At 35.0% G+C, this 25,206-nt stretch carries 17 protein-coding genes; all 17 read right to left on the reverse strand.

The window, feature by feature from the left end; genetic code table 11:
• Positions 1–47: 47 nt before the first annotated feature.
• The 17 genes from typA to P0Y62_05395 all read right to left on the reverse strand — a co-directional run bounded on the left by typA (position 48) and on the right by P0Y62_05395 (position 25,204).
• A complete protein-coding gene (gene typA / locus P0Y62_05315; GenBank protein WEK70975.1) occupies positions 48–1,853 on the reverse strand; it encodes a translational GTPase TypA in 1,806 nt (601 codons plus the stop codon).
• A 186-nt stretch (positions 1,854–2,039) separates the two neighbouring features.
• Positions 2,040–2,297, reverse strand: a complete 258-nt coding sequence (locus P0Y62_05320; GenBank protein WEK70976.1) for a DUF1294 domain-containing protein — start codon at positions 2,295–2,297, stop codon at positions 2,040–2,042.
• A gap of 52 nt (positions 2,298–2,349) precedes the next feature.
• Positions 2,350–2,523 carry a hypothetical protein gene (locus P0Y62_05325; GenBank protein WEK70977.1) on the reverse strand — a complete coding sequence of 58 codons (174 nt, stop codon included), beginning with the start codon at positions 2,521–2,523 and terminating at the stop codon, positions 2,350–2,352.
• 347 nt (positions 2,524–2,870) lie between these two features.
• Positions 2,871–3,617, reverse strand: a complete 747-nt coding sequence (locus tag P0Y62_05330; GenBank protein ID WEK70978.1) for a hypothetical protein — start codon at positions 3,615–3,617, stop codon at positions 2,871–2,873.
• 4 nt (positions 3,618–3,621) lie between these two features.
• Entirely contained in the window at positions 3,622–5,082 is a 1,461-nt protein-coding gene (locus P0Y62_05335; GenBank protein WEK70979.1) for an AAA family ATPase, read from the reverse strand.
• Between the two features lie 434 nt (positions 5,083–5,516).
• On the reverse strand, positions 5,517–6,158 hold the full coding sequence (locus tag P0Y62_05340; GenBank protein ID WEK70980.1) for a DUF6266 family protein: 642 nt from the start codon (positions 6,156–6,158) through the stop codon (positions 5,517–5,519).
• 710 nt (positions 6,159–6,868) lie between these two features.
• On the reverse strand, positions 6,869–7,132 hold the full coding sequence (locus P0Y62_05345; GenBank protein ID WEK70981.1) for a helix-turn-helix domain-containing protein: 264 nt from the start codon (positions 7,130–7,132) through the stop codon (positions 6,869–6,871).
• Between the two features lie 704 nt (positions 7,133–7,836).
• On the reverse strand, positions 7,837–8,226 hold the full coding sequence (locus tag P0Y62_05350) for a hypothetical protein (GenBank protein WEK70982.1): 390 nt from the start codon (positions 8,224–8,226) through the stop codon (positions 7,837–7,839).
• Between the two features lie 34 nt (positions 8,227–8,260).
• The gene (locus P0Y62_05355; GenBank protein WEK70983.1) at positions 8,261–11,701 is read right to left on the reverse strand and encodes a DUF6443 domain-containing protein; all 3,441 of its coding nucleotides are present in this window, start codon (positions 11,699–11,701) and stop codon (positions 8,261–8,263) included.
• A 6-nt stretch (positions 11,702–11,707) separates the two neighbouring features.
• Positions 11,708–15,070 (reverse strand): hypothetical protein, encoded by a 3,363-nt coding sequence (locus P0Y62_05360; protein ID WEK70984.1) that lies wholly within the window; start codon positions 15,068–15,070, stop codon positions 11,708–11,710.
• A 5-nt stretch (positions 15,071–15,075) separates the two neighbouring features.
• Positions 15,076–16,719, reverse strand: coding sequence for a T9SS type A sorting domain-containing protein (locus tag P0Y62_05365; protein WEK70985.1), 1,644 nt, complete (start codon positions 16,717–16,719; stop codon positions 15,076–15,078).
• An 816-nt stretch (positions 16,720–17,535) separates the two neighbouring features.
• Entirely contained in the window at positions 17,536–18,105 is a 570-nt protein-coding gene (locus P0Y62_05370; GenBank protein WEK70986.1) for a hypothetical protein, read from the reverse strand.
• Between the two features lie 5 nt (positions 18,106–18,110).
• Positions 18,111–19,367, reverse strand: coding sequence for a hypothetical protein (locus tag P0Y62_05375; protein WEK70987.1), 1,257 nt, complete (start codon positions 19,365–19,367; stop codon positions 18,111–18,113).
• Between the two features lie 98 nt (positions 19,368–19,465).
• Positions 19,466–20,191 carry a hypothetical protein gene (locus tag P0Y62_05380; GenBank protein WEK70988.1) on the reverse strand — a complete coding sequence of 242 codons (726 nt, stop codon included), beginning with the start codon at positions 20,189–20,191 and terminating at the stop codon, positions 19,466–19,468.
• 6 nt (positions 20,192–20,197) lie between these two features.
• On the reverse strand, positions 20,198–21,118 hold the full coding sequence (locus tag P0Y62_05385) for an RHS repeat-associated core domain-containing protein (GenBank protein WEK70989.1): 921 nt from the start codon (positions 21,116–21,118) through the stop codon (positions 20,198–20,200).
• A gap of 131 nt (positions 21,119–21,249) precedes the next feature.
• Positions 21,250–21,738: a hypothetical protein gene (locus P0Y62_05390; GenBank protein ID WEK70990.1), complete on the reverse strand. Its 489-nt coding sequence runs from the start codon at positions 21,736–21,738 to the stop codon at positions 21,250–21,252.
• Entirely contained in the window at positions 21,716–25,204 is a 3,489-nt protein-coding gene (locus P0Y62_05395) for a DUF6443 domain-containing protein (protein WEK70991.1), read from the reverse strand. Before P0Y62_05395 ends, P0Y62_05390 begins: the two co-directional genes overlap by 23 nt.
• Positions 25,205–25,206: the final 2 nt, after the last annotated feature.

The following is a 25,206-nucleotide window of genomic DNA, read 5'->3' on the forward strand; positions in this document are numbered from 1 at the left end:
AAAAGCCCCGAAAAGTTCGAGGCTTTAATATATGTAAGAATCTTAGATTATGCTTTTGCTGATCTTTCCACTCTTTTTCTTTCTTCTTCAGAAAGTAATTTCTTTCTCATACGGATGAAGTTCGGAGTCACCTCAATCGCTTCATCACCCTGGATATATTCCATACATTCTTCAAGAGAGAATAAGATCTTCGGAGCAACTCCTGTATCTTTATCTTTCCCTGAAGCTCTCATGTTGTTCAGCTGTTTTGCTTCTACGATGTTTACAACAAGGTCGCCCGGCTTATTTTGTTCCCCGATGATCATCCCTGCATAGATTTCCTCACCCGGATCCACAAAGAACTTCCCTCTGTCCTGTAGCTTAGCAATAGAATATTCTGTTGCAGGACCTTGGGTCTTGCTGATCAATACTCCATTGTTTCTTCCAGGAATTGCCCCTTTGAAAGGCTTGTATTCTGTAAAACGGTGCGCCATGATCGCCTCCCCTGCAGTAGCCGTCAACATCTGAGAACGCAATCCGATCAATCCTCTTGAAGGAATTTCGAATTCCATGTGCTGCATCTCTCCTTTTGTTTCCATGATGTGAAGATCTCCTTTTCTCTGAGTCGCCAAATCGATTACTCTGGAAGCGTATTCTTCAGGAACATCCACTACCAAAGATTCATAAGGCTCACAGTTTACTCCGTCGATTTCTCTCAGGATTACCTGTGGCTGACCGATCGTCATTTCATATCCTTCTCTTCTCATCGTTTCGATCAGAACTGACAAGTGAAGAATCCCTCTACCGAATACTAAGAATGTGTTGGCATCATCAGTCTGCTGAACTCTTAATGCCAGGTTTTTCTCTAATTCTTTGTGTAATCTTTCTTTAAGGTGGTTTGAAGTCACGTATTTACCATCTTTCCCGAAGAAAGGTGAATTGTTGATCGAGAACGTCATGTTCAAAGTAGGCTCATCAATTGCCGTTCTTTCCAATGGCTCAGGGTTTTCAAGATCTACGAAAGAATCCCCGATCTGGAAAGCATCGAAACCTACCACCGCACAGATATCTCCAGCCTGAACTTCAGTTACTTTTTTCTTTCCTAATCCTTCGAAAACGTATAGTTCTTTTACTTTTCCTTTCACCACTTTTCCGTCTGCCTGCGCAAGACCGATCCACTGAGATTCTTTAAGCTCCCCTCTTGTCACTTTACCGATCGCAATTCTTCCTAAGAAAGAAGAGAAATCCAATGAAGTAATCTGCATCTGAAGGTTACCTTCCGTTACTTTCGGTGCAGGAACATATTGTAAAATACCATCCAATAATGGCATAATGTTGTCAGTTTGTTCTAGTGAAGTGTTGAACCAACCTTGCTTAGAAGATCCGTAAAATGTTGGGAAATCCAACTGCTCTTCTGTAGCCTCCAGGTTGAAAAACAGGTCAAATACCTGATCGTGAACCTCATCCGGACGACAGTTTGGCTTATCTACTTTGTTGATTACCACTAATGGTCTTAATCCTAATTCCAAAGCCTTTTGAAGTACGAATCTTGTCTGTGGCATCGGTCCTTCGAACGCATCCACCAACAAAATAACCCCGTCAGCCATTTTCAATACTCTCTCTACTTCCCCACCAAAATCGGCGTGACCAGGCGTATCGATTACGTTAATTTTCGTGTCTTTATAAGTAACAGAAATATTCTTGGATAAGATCGTGATCCCTCTTTCTCTTTCAAGATCATTGTTATCCATAATTAATTCTCCACTCTCCTGATTTTCTCTGAAAATATTGGTAGCGTGGATGATTTTGTCAACCAAAGTCGTCTTCCCGTGGTCAACGTGTGCGATAATCGCAATATTTCTAATGTTTTGCATAAAAGATTTTTACGGGTGCAAAAATAGTGATTTTTAATGAAAAACTCACTAATAAGTTTTGATAATTAACAAATTCATAATGAGAAGGTTAAAAGAAACCTATTCTTAAGCCTCTAACATTGAGTCTATTATCCTGATATTCCTGCTAAAAATCATCAATACCGGATTAAGCTTTTATGATCCATCTCAATATTTTTTTTCAAAAAAGTAAATCAAAGCCACCTGAATTAAAACAATGAAACCGAATTTCAGTAGAAATGAAGTCTTGGAAATCTTATGCATGAAGATCAGCATCGCCAGTATCGCTCCGATACTTCCACCCAGGAAAGAAATCCCCAATAAAGCAGTTTCCGGTATTCTCCGCCGATGTAGGACTGCCTTTCTTTTGTCCAGCCCGAACATAATACCACTGAAAAGGTTGATAATAAGTAATACATAAATCATTGCGGCAAAGCTAAATAAAAAAAGAGTGTTACAAAACACTCTTCTTTTTTCTTTATGCACATATCATGACTTCGCATGGATCCTGTGGTGGAGCATCTCCGCAGACAATATCAAAGGAGCCGCAGCTGCTTGGATCACCTGTCCCCCATCCCCACTGAAGTACGCATGTTTGCGGGTTTTTACATCTTACCATTCCTTTAGCAATTCCTCCCTGAATGGATCTCATTTCACTGCGTGAAACTTTCTTTAGTTTTTTCATGATCTATTTTTGATTAGTTTGAGAGATAAATATATAAAAAAATATTGATGAAAATAGGTTTTGATAAAAATATTTCATTTTGTAATGAATTATTACACCCATATATACTGACTGTATACTATAGATTGTGATTTTATTTACTTAAAATATTTTTATCAATTCTACATTACTTAATTTATATTCGTATTCTAAAAATCTTTGTAGGCTGTTTTCTCTAAATTTGTATATTTATCTAATTAAGTTTTTATTTTTTTAATAATCATTGTCTCAGAAATTCTTCTTTAGGTTTTTAAAATTCTGAGTTAAATCTTAATTTAATTATCAAAAAAATACTTGTATTTTATTGTATCCTTTACTTTATCCTCATCAGTAATTAGATCTAAATAATATGGATCACTTTCAACTAAATACAAAGCGGAAGCTATGGTTCTTATTTCGTTTTTTAAAGTATTTATATCTGTTGGTATAGGATTATTTCCTACATTATTTTTTAACTGACGCCAGATTTTTCTATTTCTCTTATAATAATCCCCCGCCAAACCAATCGATACAATTTCATTGAAATATTGAGAAGAAAATATATTACCTTGATCATCATACAAAAATTTAGTTTTAACTATAGAATCAAAAATGAATGGTATAATATCTTTATTACCTCTTTCTCCATTACATTTTGAACAACAAGCCAACAAGTTATAATATGAAATATCATGAGGTAAATTATCTAAGTTTGAACTAGGAATGTTTTGAACTGAATAATCAAATACTCTATTATCAATACACATAATAGAATATGTGGCCAAGCTACTACTTGCATTGGGATTTTGAGGATAAATATGCTCTAATGTAGTAGAATTATTTTTTTCAAGTATCTTCAAGCAATAACAGCATTTTTCTTTTTGCTCATCTATTAATAAATTACGAATAATTTGCTTTGTTGGTGAAAATTTACTGTAAGTATAATCTATATATTGCATACTTATTATATCCCATTTTAAATTTTCAAAGCTCAAATAATATGGAAAAAAAAGAATTTGGTTGCATTTATTAATAAATTCCATAAAACTATAATTTTTCTTTTATGAAATCAGGTATTTTTCCATCAAATAAATCTTCAATTTTTTGATAATAATCCTTTGCCATTGGATTATTTTCACCATTTAAAAATCGAAAAGCATTAATGTAAGCATCTAATAATTTATTTGAAATATTTACTCCCATCACATTTACTAAATTTGAATTATAATCCATTGAAAATAAATTCGGTAACTCTTCATCAATATAAATCCCATCTTTCTTTTCTAATTGTATAATCTTGGTGCTTTCTTCATCAGCATTAAAATTACTTAAAATAATTGGTGAATGTGTAGTTACAATAAACTGTAAACCAGGAAATGTTTTCCTAAACCTCTGCAATACTGTCTGCTGTAAACTTGGATGTAAATGCAATTCTAACTCATCAATTAAAACTAAACCATCAAATAGTAAGGCTTCTCCGTTAAGTAAATACCATCTATATGCAATATCATAAACAATGTGAAGCAATCTCATATATCCCATAGGTAAGGCTTCCTCATTAAATACCCCTTCATTAATGGAATTTTTTTTACCAAAACTAAAAAATAATGCCTCAGATTTTTCAGTCCTTCTTTTTTTGATATCAAACAAAATTAAATCATCTGTATCCAATTCTCCAATATTTGAAAAAAACTGCATGACTTTCTCAGTAACAAATTCATATTCCTTTTCTAAAGGCCGAGTTTGATCATTATATCTTTTTTTTATTAAATTCAATCGTTGATCAAGAGTTTTAATCTGAATTAAAGAAGCATTAATATCATCGACAACTGAAAAACTTGATAGTCTTTTTTGTAGTTCATTTATCTCTTCAGAAATAATCTTTATACTATCAACATCTTTTTGTATTTCATTAAGTATAAATTTTGTCCTCAAAAACCAAGAAGATGTAATACTTCCTTCGTCACTCCAAAGAGCATAACCAATATCACGGGGAAGAGAAATTGATTTAGTTAAAATTTTATTGAAATCATTTACAACCTTATTATTCTCTTTTCTTTTGTGAGGATAACAATCACCATAGAAACCAAGTAATGGAAGAATATTAGATTCTATTAAATAATGTTTTTGAAACTTTTGCTGTGCCGATTTGTAATATGTAGGATGTAATTTTCCTCCATATTTGTCTTTGTAAAATTTCCAAGATATTGAATCATCATCTGTTTCTATTTCATAACCAATATTTGTAGGCCATTGAAACCCCTCTCCAAATTCTAAATAAGTTGTATCCCAATCATTTAAACCTTCAATTTTATTTGAGTTATTCTTTATTAATTCATTTGAACCAGTATTTGAAAATATAAAAGACATTCCTTTACGAATTGCACTTAAAAGTGAAGACTTTCCAGTACCATTTTTTCCAATTATTAAAGTCGTATCAGAACCAAAATGAAAATCATTCTTTTCATAGCACCGGTAATTCTTGAGTTCGACAGTTCTTAACTTCATATGTCAATTATATTATTATTTTTAGATACTAATATAGTATTTTTTAATATTTTTCTTCGCCTTATTATTACTTTCCTAACCATTCGAAACAATTTCTTTCTCTCACATCCAAATCAAAGTCTTATAAAGCCTATTTTTATATTTTATTTTACTCAGCGTTAGGATCGGTGTAATATAGATTATCAGTTAGCTTTGCTCAACGTATACAATTCACTGAGAAAATTAAAACTTGGTTTTATAGACAACTACGAAATAATTAGTTTTCGACTTCAAATATAATTAAAAACTATTTTCATAATTAAGGAAAATAGCATCTATATCAAAAACTTTTATCTTATTTATAATTGATTAATAATTGAATTATATACATTTTTTTAAAGTTTAGGAGTATTCAAATTATAAAAAATCTCCACCCTTTCAGGCAGAGATTACATTTAAATCAAAGTCAGGTTTCCGAGATAGGCACTGTTGCAGGCAACCGTCTCTTTTGCGTTATTAAAAAAGACCCAGAGCTGAATTTCTTTTCCTGCATAATAGGCCGGAAGCGTGAGATCTGCAGTCAATACATTTCTTTCCGCTACCGATTCGAAAATCTCGAAACTTCCCAGTTCTTCGCAGTAGCATACCGCATTGGCCAGGTCTGTGGCATCTGCATTGCCCTGTGCCGAATTATCTTCCCAGTTCAGGCTGATTCCGTTTCCGGCTTGCGGCGTGGCAGTTACGTTTTGAAATCCTGCCAGGTCGCCTTTTGTGATCAGTACCTTGTTGTAAAGGAGTTCGGCAACGTCTCCTACCATCTGTACCGCTTCATTGATGGTGTATGAAACCGCCAGATTGATTCTTGATTTGGAACCGCTTCCCGATCCGAAGTACCTGGTCTGGATATTCTTAACGGGCTGCAGAAAACTGATTACCAGTTTAAATTTCGTCTGCTGTACAAGCTGTTTGTCGCTGGGAGGCCTGCTGCTGGGTTTTGGGGTACTTCTGATGATGTCTTTTCCGCGCCAGTTAGCGCCTACCACTGTTCCTACTTTTCCTGAAAATCCGCCCAGGATACCTTTTGTTATTCTTGCCATTTTTTTGTGTTTTATGGGTTAACTGAGACGAAGATATAGCGGAAATTCTCATTTTCAATCGCTTAAGAAAATAATGACCGGCTTTGAATAGTTTTGACCGATTTTGACCGGTATTGCCCCACCTTTCTTCGGGTCTTCTTCGGATCACCTTCGGGTCAGCTTCGGAAAAACGGTACTTTTTCCGAAGAACTTCCGAAGAAGACCCGAAGGATTGCTGTACAAAATTGAGGGGATTTTAATTTTATAGATGATTTTTGAACTTCTTAAGTTCATACTTTTAGTAATTCCAATAAAAAATTGATTATTATATGCAATTTTTTATTAGTTCTGCTGTCTTCATGATGATGAGGCTGTCATTCTGAATATAAACTGAAGGTTTACGAACGAAGTTCAGAAGTGAAATGAAGAATCTGAGCGATCATGAGATTCTTTGAACTACATTCGCATCCCTTCAGGCTCTGTCAGAATGACAATGGTGCAAAATGGTATAGAGTCGCCAAAAAATTGTATAGGTAACCTTTTGAACCATTAAGAGAATTAAGAGAGTAAGAAAGAGTAAGTAAATGTTATTCTTGCAATGTTACAATGCAGCCTGAAGATTTTCTTAATTACTTTCACTGCTTTATGTCTCTTAACGGTTGATAAAAAGTTGTAAAGCCTGAACCTTTTGGGGTTCAAATAAAAAAAAAATTTCAGTTCAAAAAATATTCTTATTTCTTGAGTCTATTGATGAAAAACGATTTGGGATAAAAGATTTTCCGTCCGATTTTAACATAGGGAATGTGTTGGGATTTCCGGATCCGGAATAAAGTGCTGTCGCTGATGTTCAAAAGCCGTTTCACATCGGCGCTGTCATAGAACAATGAATCATTGTTCTGATTCTCTTTTAAAATGTTTACCATTTCTTCAAAGACTGCCAAAATAGTGTTCAACATTTCATCATCATACATAGATGTACCTGATTTCTTTTTCATATTGTGTTTTTTTAGATTAAAAGAATCAAGTTTTTGTGCTATATTTCAAACGTAAGAGAATTAAATTTATTGTTTGCTATTGAAAAATATATTTGATGAAAAAATGCTATCTAAGGTAAAAGACATCTTAGATTCACAATGATTATAGTTTCTATTTAACTTTTCTAAATTTTGAAAGAAACAAGTTATCATTAGGAAAATAGCCGCTAGTATTGGTGATCAGCTATTCATTATTTTCTTTTGTAATTATACATTCACCAACTATAGTAATCTGTTCAGCCGATTATACTGATAAGAATATTTTTTAAAGATATCATCTTTCGAAGTTCGCCAATCTACTTCTGCAATTTTTCTGTTGTATTTTTCGGAAGCAAGCGAAGTATATTAAGGGTTGTATATCATATTTCATATTCAAACTGATCGTTTCCTAAGTTGGCTGGATCATTGATCTGGGTCATCCAGCCTCAATCAATTTTAATTAATCTGTTTAAAATAACATGAACAAGAGGTTTTGTATCACTAATTCTGATACATCAGAAATGATCTTCAATCATTTATCTATGCTTTTTCTTTGAAAATAAACAAGAGCAGGGATTACCCTGCTCTTGTTTTATGATTACATTCTTTAATAAATATTGAAAATCAATGATTTAATTTTCAAAAAAGGTTTCATCTAACTCTGAAACACTACCACTTTGTTTACATTATGGCATATAATCTATATTTATAATCTTCCATTTTCCATCTTTAAAATTCAATGTGTATGTGACTGATTTTAAACCATTTTTATATGGAATAAAGTTTATTAAGCATTCATTCTCATCTTTTTTTTCAGTTATTATATTATAGTCATAATACTTAAAAACATTTGTGAATTTTTTATCTCTACTAAATTGATAAGAGGTATTAACTAACTCCTTCCAATATTCTTCAGGAGTTATTCCAAGAGGTTTGGAATATTTAGAATAAACCTTATCAACGTCTAAATAATTAAGTGCCTCTTTGAAGTTTTTGATTTCTTCTGCTGAATTTAATTTTATCACTGCAATAAGAGGTTCGTTATTACTATTATTCTCTTTTTTTTGGCAAGACATATTTAATAATAAAAACAAAAAACTGATTAATATTCTATTTTCCAAAATATTGTAAATATGGTTTAGCGGTTACTGAAGAAGGTCCTTTGATATTTGTTGCACCTTTAATTTTCAAAGCAGAATTATACAGATTATTTGGAGCTACAACACTAGTTGGCTTATAACTTAAAGGCCATCTAGCCAACATTCCTGTAGGAGTTACTGTCTGTGAAGCATTAATGCCTGGATTAATAGCAGAGTTAATAACTCTTTGAGAAAAAGTAGAACAGTTATTCGTGCAAGCATTATAATCTTTATTGGCATTAATTTCTGCTTTTGCCGTACTTTTAGCTATTGCATCTTGTTGAGGAGTTGTCGGGATTTTAACAATTCCATCAGCTGACCTTCCTTCGGCATCGACGTTTCCACTTCTATGAGTTGTAGGATCTTTACTCATTAAATCACTTAAGCTATTGATTTTAATACCTTTACTATAGTCAGCATCTACATTACTTTGCATCTCTGTCTTTCCAACGGGATCATTTGGCCATAAATCATAATAAGTAAATGTCCCATCTTTAACTTGTTCTGTCACTGGTTTTCCATTTTTATCTAAAATAGCATTCCCATTCTTATCTTTCTTCGCAACAGTTTTATAGTTATCGATTGCGACTCCTGCGTGTCCAGTTTCACCTCCATTTTTATCAGTAGAAAACCAAGTGAGTAAATAAATATCATTACCATCCGGGTCAATTACATTGATTGGATTATTAATAGCATAGTTATAAGGAGACATAGGATTATATTTTTCGGACATATTATCCATCACCCCCCATCTTCCAATATCCGGCATATACATCCTCGCTCCGTAATCATACATCCCTGTTTCCTGTAGTTCCTTCCCGTTGTACTGGTAATTATAATACTTTCCATTCGCCAGTCCCAAATAAGTGGTTTCATGCTTTAATCCAAACGGATAATAATTATTCTCTTCCTGAATTTCTAATGCAGATACACCTTTCATATAACTCAATCTTATATTTCCTAAATGATCTGTATAATTGTAAATATACTTATTTTTTACAAAATCATAATATCCCTCAGAGGTTGGAATAAAACGGAGTAAAAGTGGAGATACTGAACCAAAATTAACATTCTGAGAGTACTGAAAACCATCGAGATAATAGGTCTTAAGCTCAACAGGTTCAAGATTCCCTACAACATCCATCTGTGAAGTAATATATGTTTTCTCAACTTTTTGTCCATCTGATCTGTATTTATAATACAATTGATAGGTATTGAAGAATACCTGAGAACTTGTCAAAATCTTATTGGGAAGGTTCAGATAATTATAGTCTATGGAGCTGATTCCGTTATCCATATGAACTTTCATATTTCCATTATTGTCATATCCAAAATCATTTTGTGCGGCATTATATCCTGAATAATTATTCACAACGCCTGTAGGTAATTGTATTTTATTCAGTCGATTACCGGTATACTTATATTCTAAATCATCTATAAGCTCTGCTGTTGTTCCTGAAGAAGGTTTAGAAAATCTTTTTAAGGTAAGAATATTACCGTTAAGATCATAAGTCAGCTGTTCATTATAATTATTGTTCGCTATAATTGAAGATCCGGGTTCTGAATAAACTCCGGCCAGAAGTCTATTGAGTCCATCATATTGATATGAGTATCTTTTTTTGTTATTATTAAAGCTGGATGCTGTCCTCCAATCAATCTCGGATATGTTACCGTTATATTTTGGTGATGACTGATTGGTATCTTCCGGGTTGGTATATTTTATTTCATATCCAAACAGATCGTTTCCTAGGTTCGCAGGATCATTGATCTTTGTCATCCAGCCCCGGATATTGTAAGTGTAATTAACATCCTGAAGCCCGGTTCCTAAAGTCGATCCTCCCACTTTCTTTGTGGTCAGCTGAGAGAGCTCATTATACTCATTCTGCGCTAAGATTTCTTCAGGGTTAGAGTCTACTTTATGTTTGTGGACTTTCAGCCTGTTTTGTGCGTCGTATTCAAAGGTTTCGGTAATTACTCTTTCTGTATCTGTAGAAAGTCTTTTGTGACGGGTAATGGTCTGCTGAGCTAATCCAGCAAAATCAAGTTTGGATTCTGTCTGGGTATAGCCTCCCAAATGGTTGATGGAATGAGTGGCAATGATTCTTCCTCTGGTATCGTAATAGCTGTAATTCTTTGTCCAGTTATCATCTTCTATGTTTTTAACATAGGATGCTAAAGGCAGCCCTTTTGTACGAAGCTCCAGGTTCATATTATCTGTTAATACAGGACTCTGATTGGGAATAGTCGGTGTAAAAGAAGGGGTTCCTGCGGGATAGGCATCATAAAAGTTTACCGTAAGTATACTTTCTATATTTTGAGGATAGGCAGTATTTCCATAAGGAATCTGCATACCGCTTTGGGTATACGATCCTGATACTTCCGTATTGATCCCATAAGTGAAAAGAATCCAGCCTTGTACAGCATTTCTATCCCCATTATCAATAGCAATTCCTGTATAGATTATTCTGCCGAATTTATCGTATTTATTGAAAGACCATTTATGATCAGGACGCTGATTACCATCCTGTGTCAATACGAGACGATCTGCTTTATCATATACCATGTACTCCCAGTCTTTACCCGGAAGTCTTTTCTCAACCAAGCGGTTTCTGCCATCATAACGGTATTCATAGGATAATGCCTGTTGATCATCCCATCCCCAGGTTTGTTTTTTTGAAAGAAGGGGCGGAATAACCCATGCCAATTGGTCATATTCATTATATACATAATAGGTATCAGCACTGTCAGTAGCATTTAGCACCTTTCTGACCAATACTACCTGACCTTTCCCATTCTTAAATTCTATGGTTTTGTTACCATCTTCATCAGTAACCGTATTTTTATAGAGTTGTCCTACAATGTAAGTACCACCATATTCAATGGTTGACTTTGTTGCTCCGTTTTCCCACGTGGTAGTGGTGGTATATTTAATGACTTCTCCATCAATATTGGCATCATATCCAAATTGTACGGGTTTATCATTCCAGGCATTACCAACCTGCTTTTGGCTTAGAATCCGATCTAATGGAGAGTTCTCTAATTGTTTTTCGGCATAGATCTTTTCTGAACCGTAAGGAGTACTCGTTACATTAGCTAATGGATCAGTATAAATTCCGCCATTCAGAGTTCCGTTTTGGGGAACGGGAAGGTAATCTAAGGTCTGTCTTCCGAACTGGTCGTAGGTTATTTTGGTGACAATATCCTTACTTAAAGGTGAAGCTTTGATATTGACAATCTGCTTGGGTCTTCCCAACCCATCGAAATACTGAACGGTTTCGGAGGTTTTGGTTGGTGTGGCTCCGTTATAGTCTAAGTAGTTCTTACTGTAGACGTAGTTTTCGGCGGTGTTGAGCTGTGCCTGGGCAAAGCCGGTTACCAATAAGGCACTGATAGGGATTATAATTTTTTTCATCGGGTCTTAGTTTTTGTAATGGTACTGGTATTCTTTTAAGAGTTTGCCGGTCTGATTTTGTTCTCTTACTTCTTTCAAGCGGTTGGCAAAGTCATAGATATATACTTCCCTAATTCCTGATGGTGGAGTAATGCTTCTTACACCAACCAATGGATCGTACGTATAGGTGGTGATCTGATACCTGGATAGGCTTGCATCGGTACTGAAGGTATTCAGAGCTGCTAATAATGCAGTTTCGTCGTTGTTAAGAGCAGCTGCTGCATCGTTATTGGAAGCTGAAACAATGGTATCAATCAGAGACTGGCTGATGTCGGAAAGTTTTGCCCCTTCTATCTTGGCAATGGGCTGGGTAGTATTGTAGCCCCAGATAATGGTAGTGGAAATTCCGTTCTTCGTGGTGTACTGCTGTAAATTGCCTTTGTTATCATATTGGTCATAGGTAATCTCCGTATTCATTACGGAAGCTTGAGGATCTAATGATAACACTGAAGTCGGAAAGAAGTGAGACGGATCATTATAAAGGGTTTCGGTTTTGCCTACGATTCTATTATTATTTTTACTCTCGATTTCAAGCGGAATGGCAATCATATTGGCATTGATAAGTCTTGTATTCCCTTTTTCGTGTGCATATTTATAGGATGTTTCATTCAGACTGCCGTCAGAATGGGTTTGCGTCTTTTTTATCAGATAATCCCTTGTATTATACTGGTTAAAAACATTTTGGGTGACTGCATTCTGATTATAATACATTATTGATTGTTCTTCCACCAGGTTGGCCGTACCGGAATACTCTTTTTCAAATCCTATATTCATAAAACTGAAGGCATTTTGCCCTGTTGCAATAGAATAAGCTTCATATGTCTCATATTTACCTCCATGCAGATAATATCCCTGAACCATATTTTCTTTCAGGCTTACTGCTGCTCCTGTTGAGACTTCATAATCATTGTACTGATAGGAAAAACGATCTTCGGACAACAAAGCGTTGTTTTCACCATACACTTTTTTATTAATTAAATTTCCTCTTAGATAATCGTAATTCGGAACACTATTAAACGGAGGTATTAATGTTGGAGTATACAGATTAGGCTTATCAATCGGTGAGGTATACTGGTACAGTGTTTTTCCGCGTCCTGTTTCGGATACGCTTACAAACTGATATCCTATATCTCCGCCTTTTGTTTTTTGAACAGGTAAAAAATTTCTTGATGAATTATATATAATATCTGCATTGAATATCTCTTTGCAAGGATAATTAAGGTCTGAACTGCATACATATTCAAGAGTAGCTCTATAAGGATACGTATATCGATATACCGGTCTAGGAAATACCAGAGCTCCTGTACTTTTCTTAACATTCGCAGGATCATTATATCCGAAACTTATAGTTCTAGAAGGTGTACCGGACTGATCTGTATAGTAATTTATATTTTTGATGCGCACATTTCGGTAGTCAAATACATACTTCAGGTTATTTGTATTTCTTATTTTATAAAAAAGATTAAAACTTGTATTAAATGTCGGATTGCCAATACCAATCTGCTGATTGTTTAATTCTAAATAATATTCACCAGCCGGAAAAGTATTTTCATACACTGTCGGGATAGGATCAGAAGTTGACAGTATGGATGTATCTATGCCGGCAACATGACTATAAACACCTCCTTCTTTTCTATGAATTCTGAATATGAAACCGTACGAATTGATCGCAGCAGTTTCCAGTTGTATTTTAACAGAAGTAGATTCAGTAAGGGTAAAAGCTAATTTTTTCTCTTCGCTGAATTTACTAAAGACTACCATAGTATTGGCATCATCCCAATTCAATGGATTTTCATCATAATTTGATAATGCGTCAGCTCCATCTGCCATGCCTGAAGAAGTATCTTTTGGTACATAAGAATAGGTTCCTGTCTCATAAATAAACTCTGACTTTCCTTTTGTAGGATAGGTTATAGATTTCAGGAGTTCAATATGTGAGCAACCATACGGGTATTCTTTTGAACATTTGTAAAAGCTATCGTCCTCTGCTACAAGTGGCAAACTGATTCCAGGCAATCCATAATATTCTAAAGCATAATCCTGATCGTGAATATAAGTACCATTGCTCTTATTCTGTTTTTCTATAGACGTCAGAAAAAGCCTCTTGTAAACTCCCAAATTTTTATAGGCATATGTAAAATTGAATTTTTCATCATATTGGCCATCTGTACTTCTTACGGTGATACTTTTTAATTTTGAAAGCTGAGAAAGGCTGTTTTCATAATTCGTATCTTCTCTGCCATATTCATAATCAAATAAAACGCTTCCCTGTCCTACCACGTTTATTTCTTTTAATTTTTTTGTATTAGCAATGGTCGTATTCGTAGAGGTTTCGGTAATTTTTGGAAGATATCCTGCATTTTGTGCTATAATCTGCCTAAAAATATTATCTGCAGAATAGTAGATGGTATTGTTGCTGGTAGTATTTTCAGAAGAAACAATTGTGCTAGGCTCTGCATCATAGATCAGGTTCACTTTTACATCGTTATTACTATTCTTTATTTTGCTCAAATGAAAAGCACTGTTATACAAATAGTTCATTTCCGAGTATCCCGTATTGGTATATGATTCTACCCCGGATACATTATTAACGGATAGACTTTTCGAGGTTTCCAAGACATCAAATACAAAGATATTTCCAAAATCATCGGTAATTTCAAAAGAAACCGGTGCAAAGTCTGCCGGTGCATTAACGGTAATCTTAAGATTATTTTTATCAAGCTTCACCGCCTGCAGCTGACCGTTAATTTTTTTTATTATAAACCTTCCCGTATAGTTTAAAAAATTATACTGGTACAGATCATATTTTGTGTCATATCTATTTTTATAGTGGGCTTCAAAAATACTTTTTTCCGTATACATAGCTGAGTTAGGATTCTCAATCATGCTTCCGAAGTAGTTTTTATAATTACTCACATTGGTATTTTCGTCAAAATAGATCCCTATTTTTTTATTTGCGCTTCCTAATGAATATGAAATTATCTTTTCATCAGGACTATCCATAACAGTTCTTGAGATAGTTCCCCCGGCTAGCAAACTCCAACCTAATCCAGCTTCACCTGCTTTCGATTCAGATTTGGCATTATTCACATGATATTTGAGCTGAAGATTCAAAGAGACATTACTAAGCCCTGTAGACAGGCTTTTTATTGGAATGGTAATATCCGGTATTCCTGTATAATTGCTGACAGGGACTTCTTCAAATTTCATTAAATTATTCACTGTAGTAGATGGAGGAATAATATTCAGTTTATATTTATCAGATTCTTGCCCTTTTACTAGAGATATGGACAAAAAATTCAGTACAGTCAATAAAATTATTTTTTTCATCTTATTTATTTCTTAATCAATTTCGCATTAGCGGTTTTGTTGGTATCCGTTTTTATGGTGATCAGGTAAGCTCCCTGTATCAATGGCTGGGTATTGATCTTGGTGACCTTATTCTTAGTTTTGATTTGTTGAAGCTGTCTGCCCGCCATATCATACATCGTAATATCCGCTTCCTTAAAGTCAAATCCAATCTCCACATACGCATAATCGGATACGGGATTCGGATAGATTTTGATATCCTGCTTCTCGATGAGCTGGTCTACCTGCTGATCTCCCAGCTTTACAATCTTCCAGTTCTCTTTCCCTAATTCTTCTGCGCTTGTTCCTGCAAGGATAATGGATCCGTCCCGGTTTAACTTTATATCTGCTAACCGTTCTTCTCTTTTTCTGGATTCTCCTTTGACGTGTTTTCGCCACTGTTCGTTTCCGTTTTCATCTACATACAGCATCCAGAACGTCTCATCATCGGTTTCTATTTTGCCTTCTGCCTGGGTGTAACCTCCTAATAATACACCTTTGGTAAGGTCTTTATTTTTTTCTCTTTCGTTATGGCCTAAGATGACATGCATGCCCATGAGAACATCCCTGTTTTTAAAGTTGTAGGATTTCTGCCAGATCTCTTCGCCTTTTTCGTTTAGGGAAATCAACCAAAGGTCGGTGCCTTCTTCTATGCCTACGGTTTTATTGCCTGATCTCTCGGAACGGCTTTCACCTCCTATGATAAAACCTGAAGTGGTCATAGCCATGGTTCTTAGGTGATCGTCTCCTGTGCCTCCATAGTTCTTTTCCCATTCTACTTTGCCGTCTTTATTCAGTTTAATGATCCAGTAATCGCCTTCTCCCTGATTATTCGTGGATTTAGGATAACGGGATACGGGATTCGGGGTAGTACTGCCAGTACCTGAATTTGTCTCCGAATTCTGTAACCCGGAACCCGAACCTCGAACCTCGGAACTTCTGGAATAAACACCTAGTAAAACGCCTCCGTCTCTGGTGGGAATCATTTTTTCTACTTCGTCTAAGCCTTTTCCGCCTAAAATGAGTTGGGAGATTTCTTTTCCGTCTTTGTCTAGTTTAATGACAAGAACATCTTTGGAACCGTAACCTTGCGCGGAGTTTTGAACGTTTCCTGCGACAAAGAATCCTAAGTCAGTGGTTTGAATGACGGCTCTGGCTTCTTCATCGGAAGTGCTTCCAATGGTTTTCTGCCATAATTCATCTCCGAATTCATTGATTCTGATAAGCCAGATATCGGAGCCTCCTTTGGAGTCGTCTTTTTTGTCTAGCCCTTTGCCTGAATAGGAAGTTCCTGCGAGAACAAAGCCTCCATCCTGAGTGGAAAGGGATGCGGAAAGGTAATCATGGTTCTTGCCTACAAAGTATTTTTCCCAGACGGCTTCGCCTTGCTGGTTAAGTTTTACGAGATGGAAATCGTAACCGTTGTTCTGCTTTTGGCTGCCGGCTGCTTGCGACAGGCTTTTAGACTGAATGGAGCTTCCGGTAATTAGGTACTGAAGATCTACGGTTGGAGTTACCTGGCTTAAGAAATCCTGAGTGGTGGATTTGATGTCTTTCTGCCATAGAACTTCCTGAGCGGATAGGCTCAGAGCCGTGCATAGAAGGTATGCACCGATATAGAGTTTTTTCATCTCAAGTTTATTTGTTAATAGTTGTTAAAATTTTTGCAAAAATATCATTTTTAGTTCACACCAATTAGATTTATAATGAATATTTCCGGAATTCATTAGCTTATCATAAAGTGAACTTGTTCATGATCATTATAAAACAAAGGTATAGCTGTGTAGCGATAAAGGGTGGCGTGTTTGTAAGCTATTAAAATAAATTTTGGGATCTTTACAATATCGTACTCTAATCCATCAACTTCTATTATTAGCTCAGTAAGCATTCAATTGCCAGCTATATAACATTCTTACCTCCATATCTGTAAGTAATACCGGCATGTTACTGCATAATTATAAGGTTGTCATGCTTCATCAGGAATAATCTTGAGTTTATTTGTCCATGTTTTCCTTTCAAAAAAAACAAGAGCAGGGATTACCCTACTCTTGTTTTAAGATTATATTCTTTAATGAATATTGAAAATCAATGATTTAATTTTTAAAAAGGCTCATCACTAACTGTGAAACACTACCATAGCTGTAAAAATATTTATTTCTTTCAAAATTAATCCATCACTAACTCTGATACACCAGGAATGATGTTCAATCATTTACCTATGCTTTTTTCTTCAAAAATAAACAAGAGCAGGTATTACCCTACCCTTGTTTTAAAATTATATTCTTTAATGGATATTGAAAATCAATGATTTAATTTTCAAAAAAAGTTCATCACTAACTCTGAAACACTACCAAGGCTATAAATCCAAAATATTAGATTATGTGTAATGTAATTATTTAATAATACAGTAAATAAAATATCTACATTATCAAACTTATATAACTTTGTTAATGAGAATATGGATAAGTTTTAACAAAATTCAAGTTTAACCATTTTAAAGCTTCCAGATTATTCATATTTGTTTTCAATAAATTTTTATTGATTTCAAAATTTTCATCCATAAAATACGCTTTTCCTTGATAATTAATTTTTTCACCTTCTCTTTGATTCATATTACAAGAAAATAAATTAGCAGAAATGGGTGTAATATATATATTAATTTTAATTTTTTTGTTATTTCTGCCAACTTTCCATTGTTTTTTGATATTTAAAACACTTACTCTATTTAGAAATATTTTATCTGTAATTTTATCTACTCCAGTAATTTTAGGATCCTCGCTAAAAATTTGTATTTCTTTATATTTTGAACAATATTCTTTTTCTTCTTCATCAATTTTCCAGAGGTATAATGGAGATATTTTATTTTCTTTTTCTGCCAAGTCAATGACCCAAAAATACAAAGGATGCTCATTTGGATAATTTTTATCCATTTTATCTATAGTAACTATAAAATAGTTCTTTTGACTGTAACAAAACAGAACAAAAAATATTGGTATAATTTTGATAAGTTTTTTCATATAATTTATTTTTTTGCTGGATATGCCTCTTTAAGCATTGTGTCAATTTGAGTTGGAGTTAGTGGATCAGGAGGATAATGCATTAATCCATCAGCATTAATACCTCCATTTGGATGGTCCAATCCGAAAGTATGTCCCAATTCATGAGAAAAATTACCAATAGAAGGGTCCTGATTATTTATTTCATAAATCATAGGTCCTAAAACTTGTGCTTTTCCGGTTGAGGATGTATATACTGTTGTCCAAATAGATGCTGGAGATCTTACATTTTTACCATCAGCTTTAACAATTTCTGATTCTATTCCATTTCTCCAAGCTATTGTTGTTAATGGAGTTCCATCTATTATCCCGTCTTTAGCACTAGTGTCATTTACTTTCATTTCACTAATATTAATTTTCAAAGTAACAGTCTCACCTGCACTATTTTGATGCGCTCCAGAAAAATAATTACTCACATCTTCTTTTGCATAATTTATTCTAGCTTGGTTTGCCGACTCTATTCTTTCATTTTGACGAATAATTTTATCTCTAACTCTCATTTCTTCCTTTGTTGGGCTAGATGATAATATAGGAATCTCCTGTGTTTTATTAGTTAATACAATGAGATTTTTTTCTAAAGTGTGAATTTTTTTTCCATTCTGATCAACTTGAGTGTGATGTATCCCTTCAAGACCTTCCAACTCTCTAAATGCAATAACTTTATTTTCTGCAAAGTTATAATGAGATTGGTACATATATTTTTCACTTAAAGGGTCAACATTAAAGAACCTTCCAACGTCGGGCATATAATTTCTCCATTTAAAGGAGTAGAAACCTGTCTCCTGTAACTCTTGCCCTTGGTACTTGTATTGATAAGCCTGGTCAAAACTATGGCTCTCATTATTATGCATCAACCCAAAAGGATAGTAGTTGGTGACACCTTCTGCTTCTCCTGTGATGATATAGTTATTACAAACCTGTCCGTCCGGTGTATCATAACAATTATTTACTACAATATCTCCTGTGACAATCCCGTTTCCGTCTGCATCGCTGTAACTTAATCTTACATTCCCCAAATGATCGGTGTAATTATAAAAATACCGGTTGCGTAAGGCATCAAAATAACCTTCTGAGGTCGGGATGATTCTCAGCTTCATTTCATCGTTCATCGTAGTTCCCGTTTCATCTTCCCAGGCATAGGTGTATTTATATTGGAAACCATCCAGATAATCGGTCTGCAATCCTCCAAAGAGCTTCTTTACTTTCACCCTCCTTGCTATCATAAATGAAGATATATTACTAAAAAATGAAGCATAAGAATTATTTAGAAGTAACAGTCATTCAATTTATTGGAAAAGTTTTATAAGCAAATAAGTTATTTTTATTGTTTTATCCATTCTACTCCCTTCCACATTAAAGTTTTTTTATCTTTTATTAAAATATAATCATGATAATATGGTTCAAACTCATAAAAGCATTGGTCAAAATATGGTAGACTAATTGTAAAATAATTAGCTTTACTAATATCTAATGTATAATTTTCAAGAATACGATATCTTAATCTATTATTATAAAAAATATTTCCATAAACTTTAAATAAAATATCAAAATTTATGGTATTTTTAAAATTATTTGCTAATACTTTTTTAGAGATTTTAATATTCTGACTACTAGTTTCTATTAAATTAGAAGTATTACTATTTATTAATACATTAAATATAGGTGTCGGTATTACATCATTAAAATCTTTTGAAAGTTGGATATTAATATATATACTATCGTTAGAATGCTTATTTTCACTTTTTATTTCAAATTCAAAACCTTTTTGTCTTTGATAATAATTTTCGCTTATTAAATCAATAGCATTATTATCATTTATATATCTCCATTGCCCCTTAGAAGCATAATTACATTGTTCTATAACAAAATGATCGAGACTTTTGGGATTGTACAAAGTATATAATCCTTTTGCATCCAATTCTAACTTGGTACTTGAATTGTTTTTTTTATAAATACCTTCAATATTTATAGGTTCCACATTTTTTCTTTCTATAGAGTGACAAGAAAATAATAGCAAAAAAGTAATTAAAAAAAATATATGTTTCATAATTTATTATTTTTGGGGACCATCTAAAGCCTGATATACAGAAATACCATCACTTGTTTTCAAATTCATAAGATTTACTTCGTTTATTTCATCTAACGAATTTACAGGAAGAGGATAACTGTTTTTATCATAAGAATATCCAACTTTATACGCTCCAACCTCTAACGTTTTACTTAATGGGTAATCTTGTTTTTCTTTCGTTATAGCTGCATTTAACAGTTGATTATTTTTATTAAATCGTAATCCTCCAGCTTCGTAGCTCTGACCAACATGTCTTATTTCATGTAAATGTAAAGCAGTATCATAACCTTCAATATTAATTCTTTCTTTTCCGTCTTTATCTATATTCTTATTTACACCGTGTGTTTCTCCTCCAGAACCAGTTAGATAAAAAATTTCTTTAGCACCTGCAATAGTTTGAATGTCTTTCAGTGATTGGTTCATATAACTAATCATAGTATTGTTCTCTACCAATTGACTATTAAGATTGGCTAGTTGTTTTTCGCTTAATTTCCCCCCATCTATTTTTGCCTTTAGATCAATATTACTCTTTTGCAATTGATTAATCCTATTATTCACATCTTTTGTTAACCTTTCTTGATCTTTTGGATTTCCCCAAGTTCTTCCATCAGGATCAACAAATCTTATTGGATTATCAGCAACATATAAATATGGTGTCCATCTCCTAGTTTTCTCTGCCAGCGGATCCACTACACCCCATCTTCCCAATTCAGGCATATACATCCTCGCACCATAATCATACATTCCTGTCTCCTGCAGCTCCTTTCCGTTGTATTTATATTGATAAGAGAGATTTCCCATTATCGAATTATATCCTTCATGTTTCAGCCCAAAGGGGTAATAATTGTTTTCTTCAAGAGCTAATCTACTCATCACTAACTCTGATACACCAGGAATGATCTTCAATCATTTACCTATGCTTTTTTTCTTCGAGAATAAACAAGGGTAGGTACTACCCTACCCTTGTTTAAGATAAATGTGCATCATTAACTCTGAAACACTACCTAATTCCAACAGAAGCTTATTCTATTGTTATATTAATTACATCCCTTAATAAAAAAGTCGTGTGTTCTTTCTGTATCCTTAATAAATTTTTTATTCTTAAAATACATTATATAAGAAAACATAAGACTTTGATTCCCTCTTTGAAAAATAGTATTTATATCATCTTTAGATTTTTTAAAGTAAGAATCAAAAAAATTGATCCACTTTAGATTTTTAACAGAATTTATGTCGTATAGAATTATTACTCCATTATATTTATAAATTTTATATTTGGAATAATCAGTATCTATAACTGTCAGCATTCTTACCCTAAATCCAGTCTCATTTTTACATTCTTTAAAAAAACTTATTTCTAAAAAATATTTTTCATCATTTTCATTAAAAATACTTATTCTTTCATCAAGAGAAGTGTAAAAATCTTTTTTAGAATTTTGTATCTGTGAGAAACATAACTGAGTCATAAATAAAAAAATAAAGAATATTTTTTTGTGAATGTATTTATTTTTTAAACTTTCCTTCATATGCTTTTATATATTGATTATACTTATATATAATTGTTGTATTGTAAGATGGTGCGTAAATGAATAATATGGCATTAGGATTAGATTTTGCACTTAAATTATCACCACTGTCACTAACTCGATTTACTTTAAAAGAGTATCCATTTTCTTTAGTAGGAAATTGATTCATTTCAAATCCACTAGGATTTAGCTGCATTGATGACCAAGCATCTAAATATTTGGATTCGCCGGGATGTAAATGACCCGTTAGTTTTACATTGTCCCCCCAATAAGCTAGATCAGTAGATTTTGGGGAGTGGGATGTATATACAACTGAACGATCTTGGCTCTTCTCACCAACGGTTTGTACTGAAAACTCTACTTTAATTTTCCCATCTTTCATCCAATCACCTATTTGATAAAAATATTCTAAAGCTTTATTTTCATCAGATCCAAAATCCATATATTTATCACCCTTATAGTTATATTGTGTAAAATGGTCTTTTATAAAATCCTTTTTTCCAATTTCATAACCCTGCTCTCCTTCTTTTACTGTTTTTCCATCACTTTCAAATTGATCTTCTGTATAAATTACATCTGTTTTAGAATCTGAAACCAAAGAAAGATGCCCTGTTTTATCCATTTTATAAACATCTTTACCTTGTCTTCCATCTGGATCAATAAACCTTAAAGGATTATTAAAAACATAAGTATAAGTCGACCAACGTCTGGATGTTTCCGCTAACGGATCTACCACTCCCCATCTACCTAAATCCGGCATATAGAACCTCGCTCCATAATCATACATTCCGGTCTCTTGAAGCTCCTTACCATTGTACTTGTATTGATAAGCCTGATCAAAACTATGATTCTCATTATTATGCATCAACCCAAAAGGATAGTAGTTGGTGACACCTTCTGCTTCTCCTGTGATGATATAGTTATTACAAATCTGTCCATCCGGTGTATCATAACAATTGTTTACTACAATATCTCCTGTGACAATCCCGTTTCCATCGGCGTCGCTGTAACTCAGCCTCACATTTCCTAAATGGTCAATGTAATTATAAAAATACCGGTTGCGTAAGGCATCAAAATACCCTTCTGAGGTCGGGATGATTCTCAGCTTCATCTCATCATTCATCGTAGTTCCTGTTTCATCTTCCCAGGCATAGGTGTATTTATACTGGAAGCCATCCAGATAATCGGTCTGCAATCCTCCAAAGAGCTTCTTTACTTTCACCCCGTCTGCACGGTAGGTATAGCCTGTTACCTGAGCATTCTGGGTGATCTGTGTGGGTAAATTTAAGTAATTATATTGAATGGAAGAAATCCCTTTATCCCGTAAGGAGGTCATATTTCCGTTGGCATCGTATGCTATACTGGTAGGATTGGCTTTGTACGGGTATCCCTGTGCAATGGTAACGGCATCGCGTACGGTCTGCAACCGGTTGGATGCATTTCCATTTTCATATTCATAGGTAAGGTTGTCGATCATTAAAGAAGTGGGCCCTATTCTCTGGGCGGTTCTTACCATTGTTTTTATATTCCCGTTCAGGTCGTATGTTGCCTTCTCATAATATTCTCTCAGGGAAGGGTTGGTCGCGTTCTGGTAAAAGCCTGCCGAGAGGCGGTTGAGGCCATCATATACATAGCCGTATCTTTTCAGAGATTCGTTGGGGGTGGCTCCTGTTTTCCAGTCTACCTCGGCAATGTTCCCGTTGTATTTTGGGGTTACCTGCAGAGAGGTATCGGAAGCATCGGGAGTCTGAAGGCCTTCTACCTGATTGTATTTGATCTTATAGCCGAACAGGTCTGTATCCAGATTATTGGGATCATTGATCTGCGTCATCCAGCCGCGGATATTGTATTGGTAATCTACCGTCTGCAGCCCGCTTCCTACTACCTTGCCTCCTACTTTCTTAGACTTCAGCTGCGAAAGCTCATTGTATTCGTTCTGGGTAAGGATTTCCTCGGCATTGTTGTCAATTTTATGCTTGTGAGTCAGCATCCTGTTCTGATGATCGTAGGTAAAGGTTTCGGTGATCATTTTTTCAGGATCGCTGTTCAGTCTTTTATGCTTTGTGATCACCTGCTTTGGGGTTCCCGAAAAATCCAGCTCGGATTCTGTTTGGGTATAGCCCCCCAGATGGTTGACGGAATGGGTGGCGATCACTCTTGCCCGGGTATCGTAATAGCTGTAGCTCTTCGTCCAGCTGTCGTCTTCTATGTTTTTCACATAGGATGCCAATGGCAGGCCTTTGGTATTGAGTACAGCGCTCATGGTATCGGTAAGTACGGCAGCCTGCCCCGGAATAGCCGGAGTAAAGGCAGGGGTTGCTGCAGGATAGGTATCGTAGTAATTGATCGATAAAACGGTTTCTATGTCGGTGAAATAGGCATTGGTATAGTATACCTGCATTCCGCTTTTGGTAAATCCGCTTCCGCTTCTGCTTTCCGCAATCACCAGATTTGCGGCCTGGCTCTGCATGGTTTCTCTGGATCCGCCTGCGATTATTCCTGTATACACGGGTCTTCCGAGCTGGTCATATTTCGTGATCAGCCATTTTCCCTGGGCGTTCAGATTGGCATCACGGGTCATGATCAATCGGTCGGCTTTATCATACACCATATATTCCCAGCCTTTGCCGGGAAGTTTCTTTTCTGCCAGGCGATTTTTCTGGTCATATTTATACTGATAGCAGAGATTGTCCAGCGTTATGCTGTCAACAGCATTTGCTGCTACGGCCAATGGAGGGATAACGTAGGCCAGCTGGTCGTAATCGTTGTACACATAATAGGTATCTGCGCTTACGGTGGCGCTTAGCATTTTTCTTACGAGCACCGTCTGTCCCTGTCCGTTTTTAAATTCTATGGTTTTGTTACCGTCTTCATCTGTAACGGTATTTTTGTACAGCTGACCGGCTCCGTAAGGAGTGGCAGAAAGCGTGATGGAAGCGGTAAATGAGGCGGCATCAAAAGTCGCAGTGTATTTTTTTACTTCCCCGTCCGTATTCGCGCTATAGCCCAGCTTCACCGGTTTATCTGCCCATGCAGCTCCTACCTGTTTCTGTTCCAGTACCCTATCCAGCGGAGAGGCTTCGAATTCTTTTTTGGCAAAGATGATCTCATTACCGAGCGGGGTATTCACTGCGTTGGCCAAAGGATTGGTTATGATCGCACCGTTGGCTGTGGCAGACTGGGGAACCGGAAGATAGTCTACGGCCTGTCTTCCGTACTGGTCATAGACTATATGGGATACAATGTCTCTTTGCAGCGGAGAAGCTTTTATATTAATTATCTGCTTGGGTCTTCCCAGCCCGTCGAGATACTGCACGTTTTCCGAAGCTTTCGGGGCAGTTCCCGTTGGGTCAGTTAAATAGGTTTTTGAATAGACATAGTTTTCTGTAGTGCTCAGATTCAGGGTCTGCGCACGTACAACACCTGCTACAAACAATGCACTGATAGGAATGATTAGCTTTTTCATAG

Source organism: Candidatus Chryseobacterium colombiense (assembly GCA_029203185.1).
GTDB lineage: Bacteria > Bacteroidota > Bacteroidia > Flavobacteriales > Weeksellaceae > Chryseobacterium > Chryseobacterium colombiense.

What these genes read in the sequence shown, in the direction of transcription:
- P0Y62_05325 (WEK70977.1), bottom strand. Translation starts at nt 2,523, where the DNA reads ATGAGATCCATTCAGGGAGGAATTGCTAAAGGAATGGTAAGATGTAAA.
- P0Y62_05355 (WEK70983.1), bottom strand. Translation starts at nt 11,701, where the DNA reads ATGAAAAAAATTATAATCCCTATCAGTGCCTTATTGGTAACCGGCTTT.
- P0Y62_05365 (WEK70985.1), bottom strand. Translation starts at nt 16,719, where the DNA reads ATGAAAAAACTCTATATCGGTGCATACCTTCTATGCACGGCTCTGAGC.
- P0Y62_05345 (WEK70981.1), bottom strand. Translation starts at nt 7,132, where the DNA reads ATGAAAAAGAAATCAGGTACATCTATGTATGATGATGAAATGTTGAAC.
- P0Y62_05320 (WEK70976.1), bottom strand. Translation starts at nt 2,297, where the DNA reads ATGATTTATGTATTACTTATTATCAACCTTTTCAGTGGTATTATGTTC.
- typA (WEK70975.1), bottom strand. Translation starts at nt 1,853, where the DNA reads ATGCAAAACATTAGAAATATTGCGATTATCGCACACGTTGACCACGGG.
- P0Y62_05330 (WEK70978.1), bottom strand. Translation starts at nt 3,617, where the DNA reads ATGGAATTTATTAATAAATGCAACCAAATTCTTTTTTTTCCATATTAT.
- P0Y62_05370 (WEK70986.1), bottom strand. Translation starts at nt 18,105, where the DNA reads ATGAAAAAACTTATCAAAATTATACCAATATTTTTTGTTCTGTTTTGT.
- P0Y62_05360 (WEK70984.1), bottom strand. Translation starts at nt 15,070, where the DNA reads ATGAAAAAAATAATTTTATTGACTGTACTGAATTTTTTGTCCATATCT.
- P0Y62_05375 (WEK70987.1), bottom strand. Translation starts at nt 19,367, where the DNA reads ATGATAGCAAGGAGGGTGAAAGTAAAGAAGCTCTTTGGAGGATTGCAG.
- P0Y62_05340 (WEK70980.1), bottom strand. Translation starts at nt 6,158, where the DNA reads ATGGCAAGAATAACAAAAGGTATCCTGGGCGGATTTTCAGGAAAAGTA.
- P0Y62_05335 (WEK70979.1), bottom strand. Translation starts at nt 5,082, where the DNA reads ATGAAGTTAAGAACTGTCGAACTCAAGAATTACCGGTGCTATGAAAAG.
- P0Y62_05395 (WEK70991.1), bottom strand. Translation starts at nt 25,204, where the DNA reads ATGAAAAAGCTAATCATTCCTATCAGTGCATTGTTTGTAGCAGGTGTT.
- P0Y62_05350 (WEK70982.1), bottom strand. Translation starts at nt 8,226, where the DNA reads ATGTCTTGCCAAAAAAAAGAGAATAATAGTAATAACGAACCTCTTATT.
- P0Y62_05380 (WEK70988.1), bottom strand. Translation starts at nt 20,191, where the DNA reads ATGAAACATATATTTTTTTTAATTACTTTTTTGCTATTATTTTCTTGT.
- P0Y62_05390 (WEK70990.1), bottom strand. Translation starts at nt 21,738, where the DNA reads ATGAAGGAAAGTTTAAAAAATAAATACATTCACAAAAAAATATTCTTT.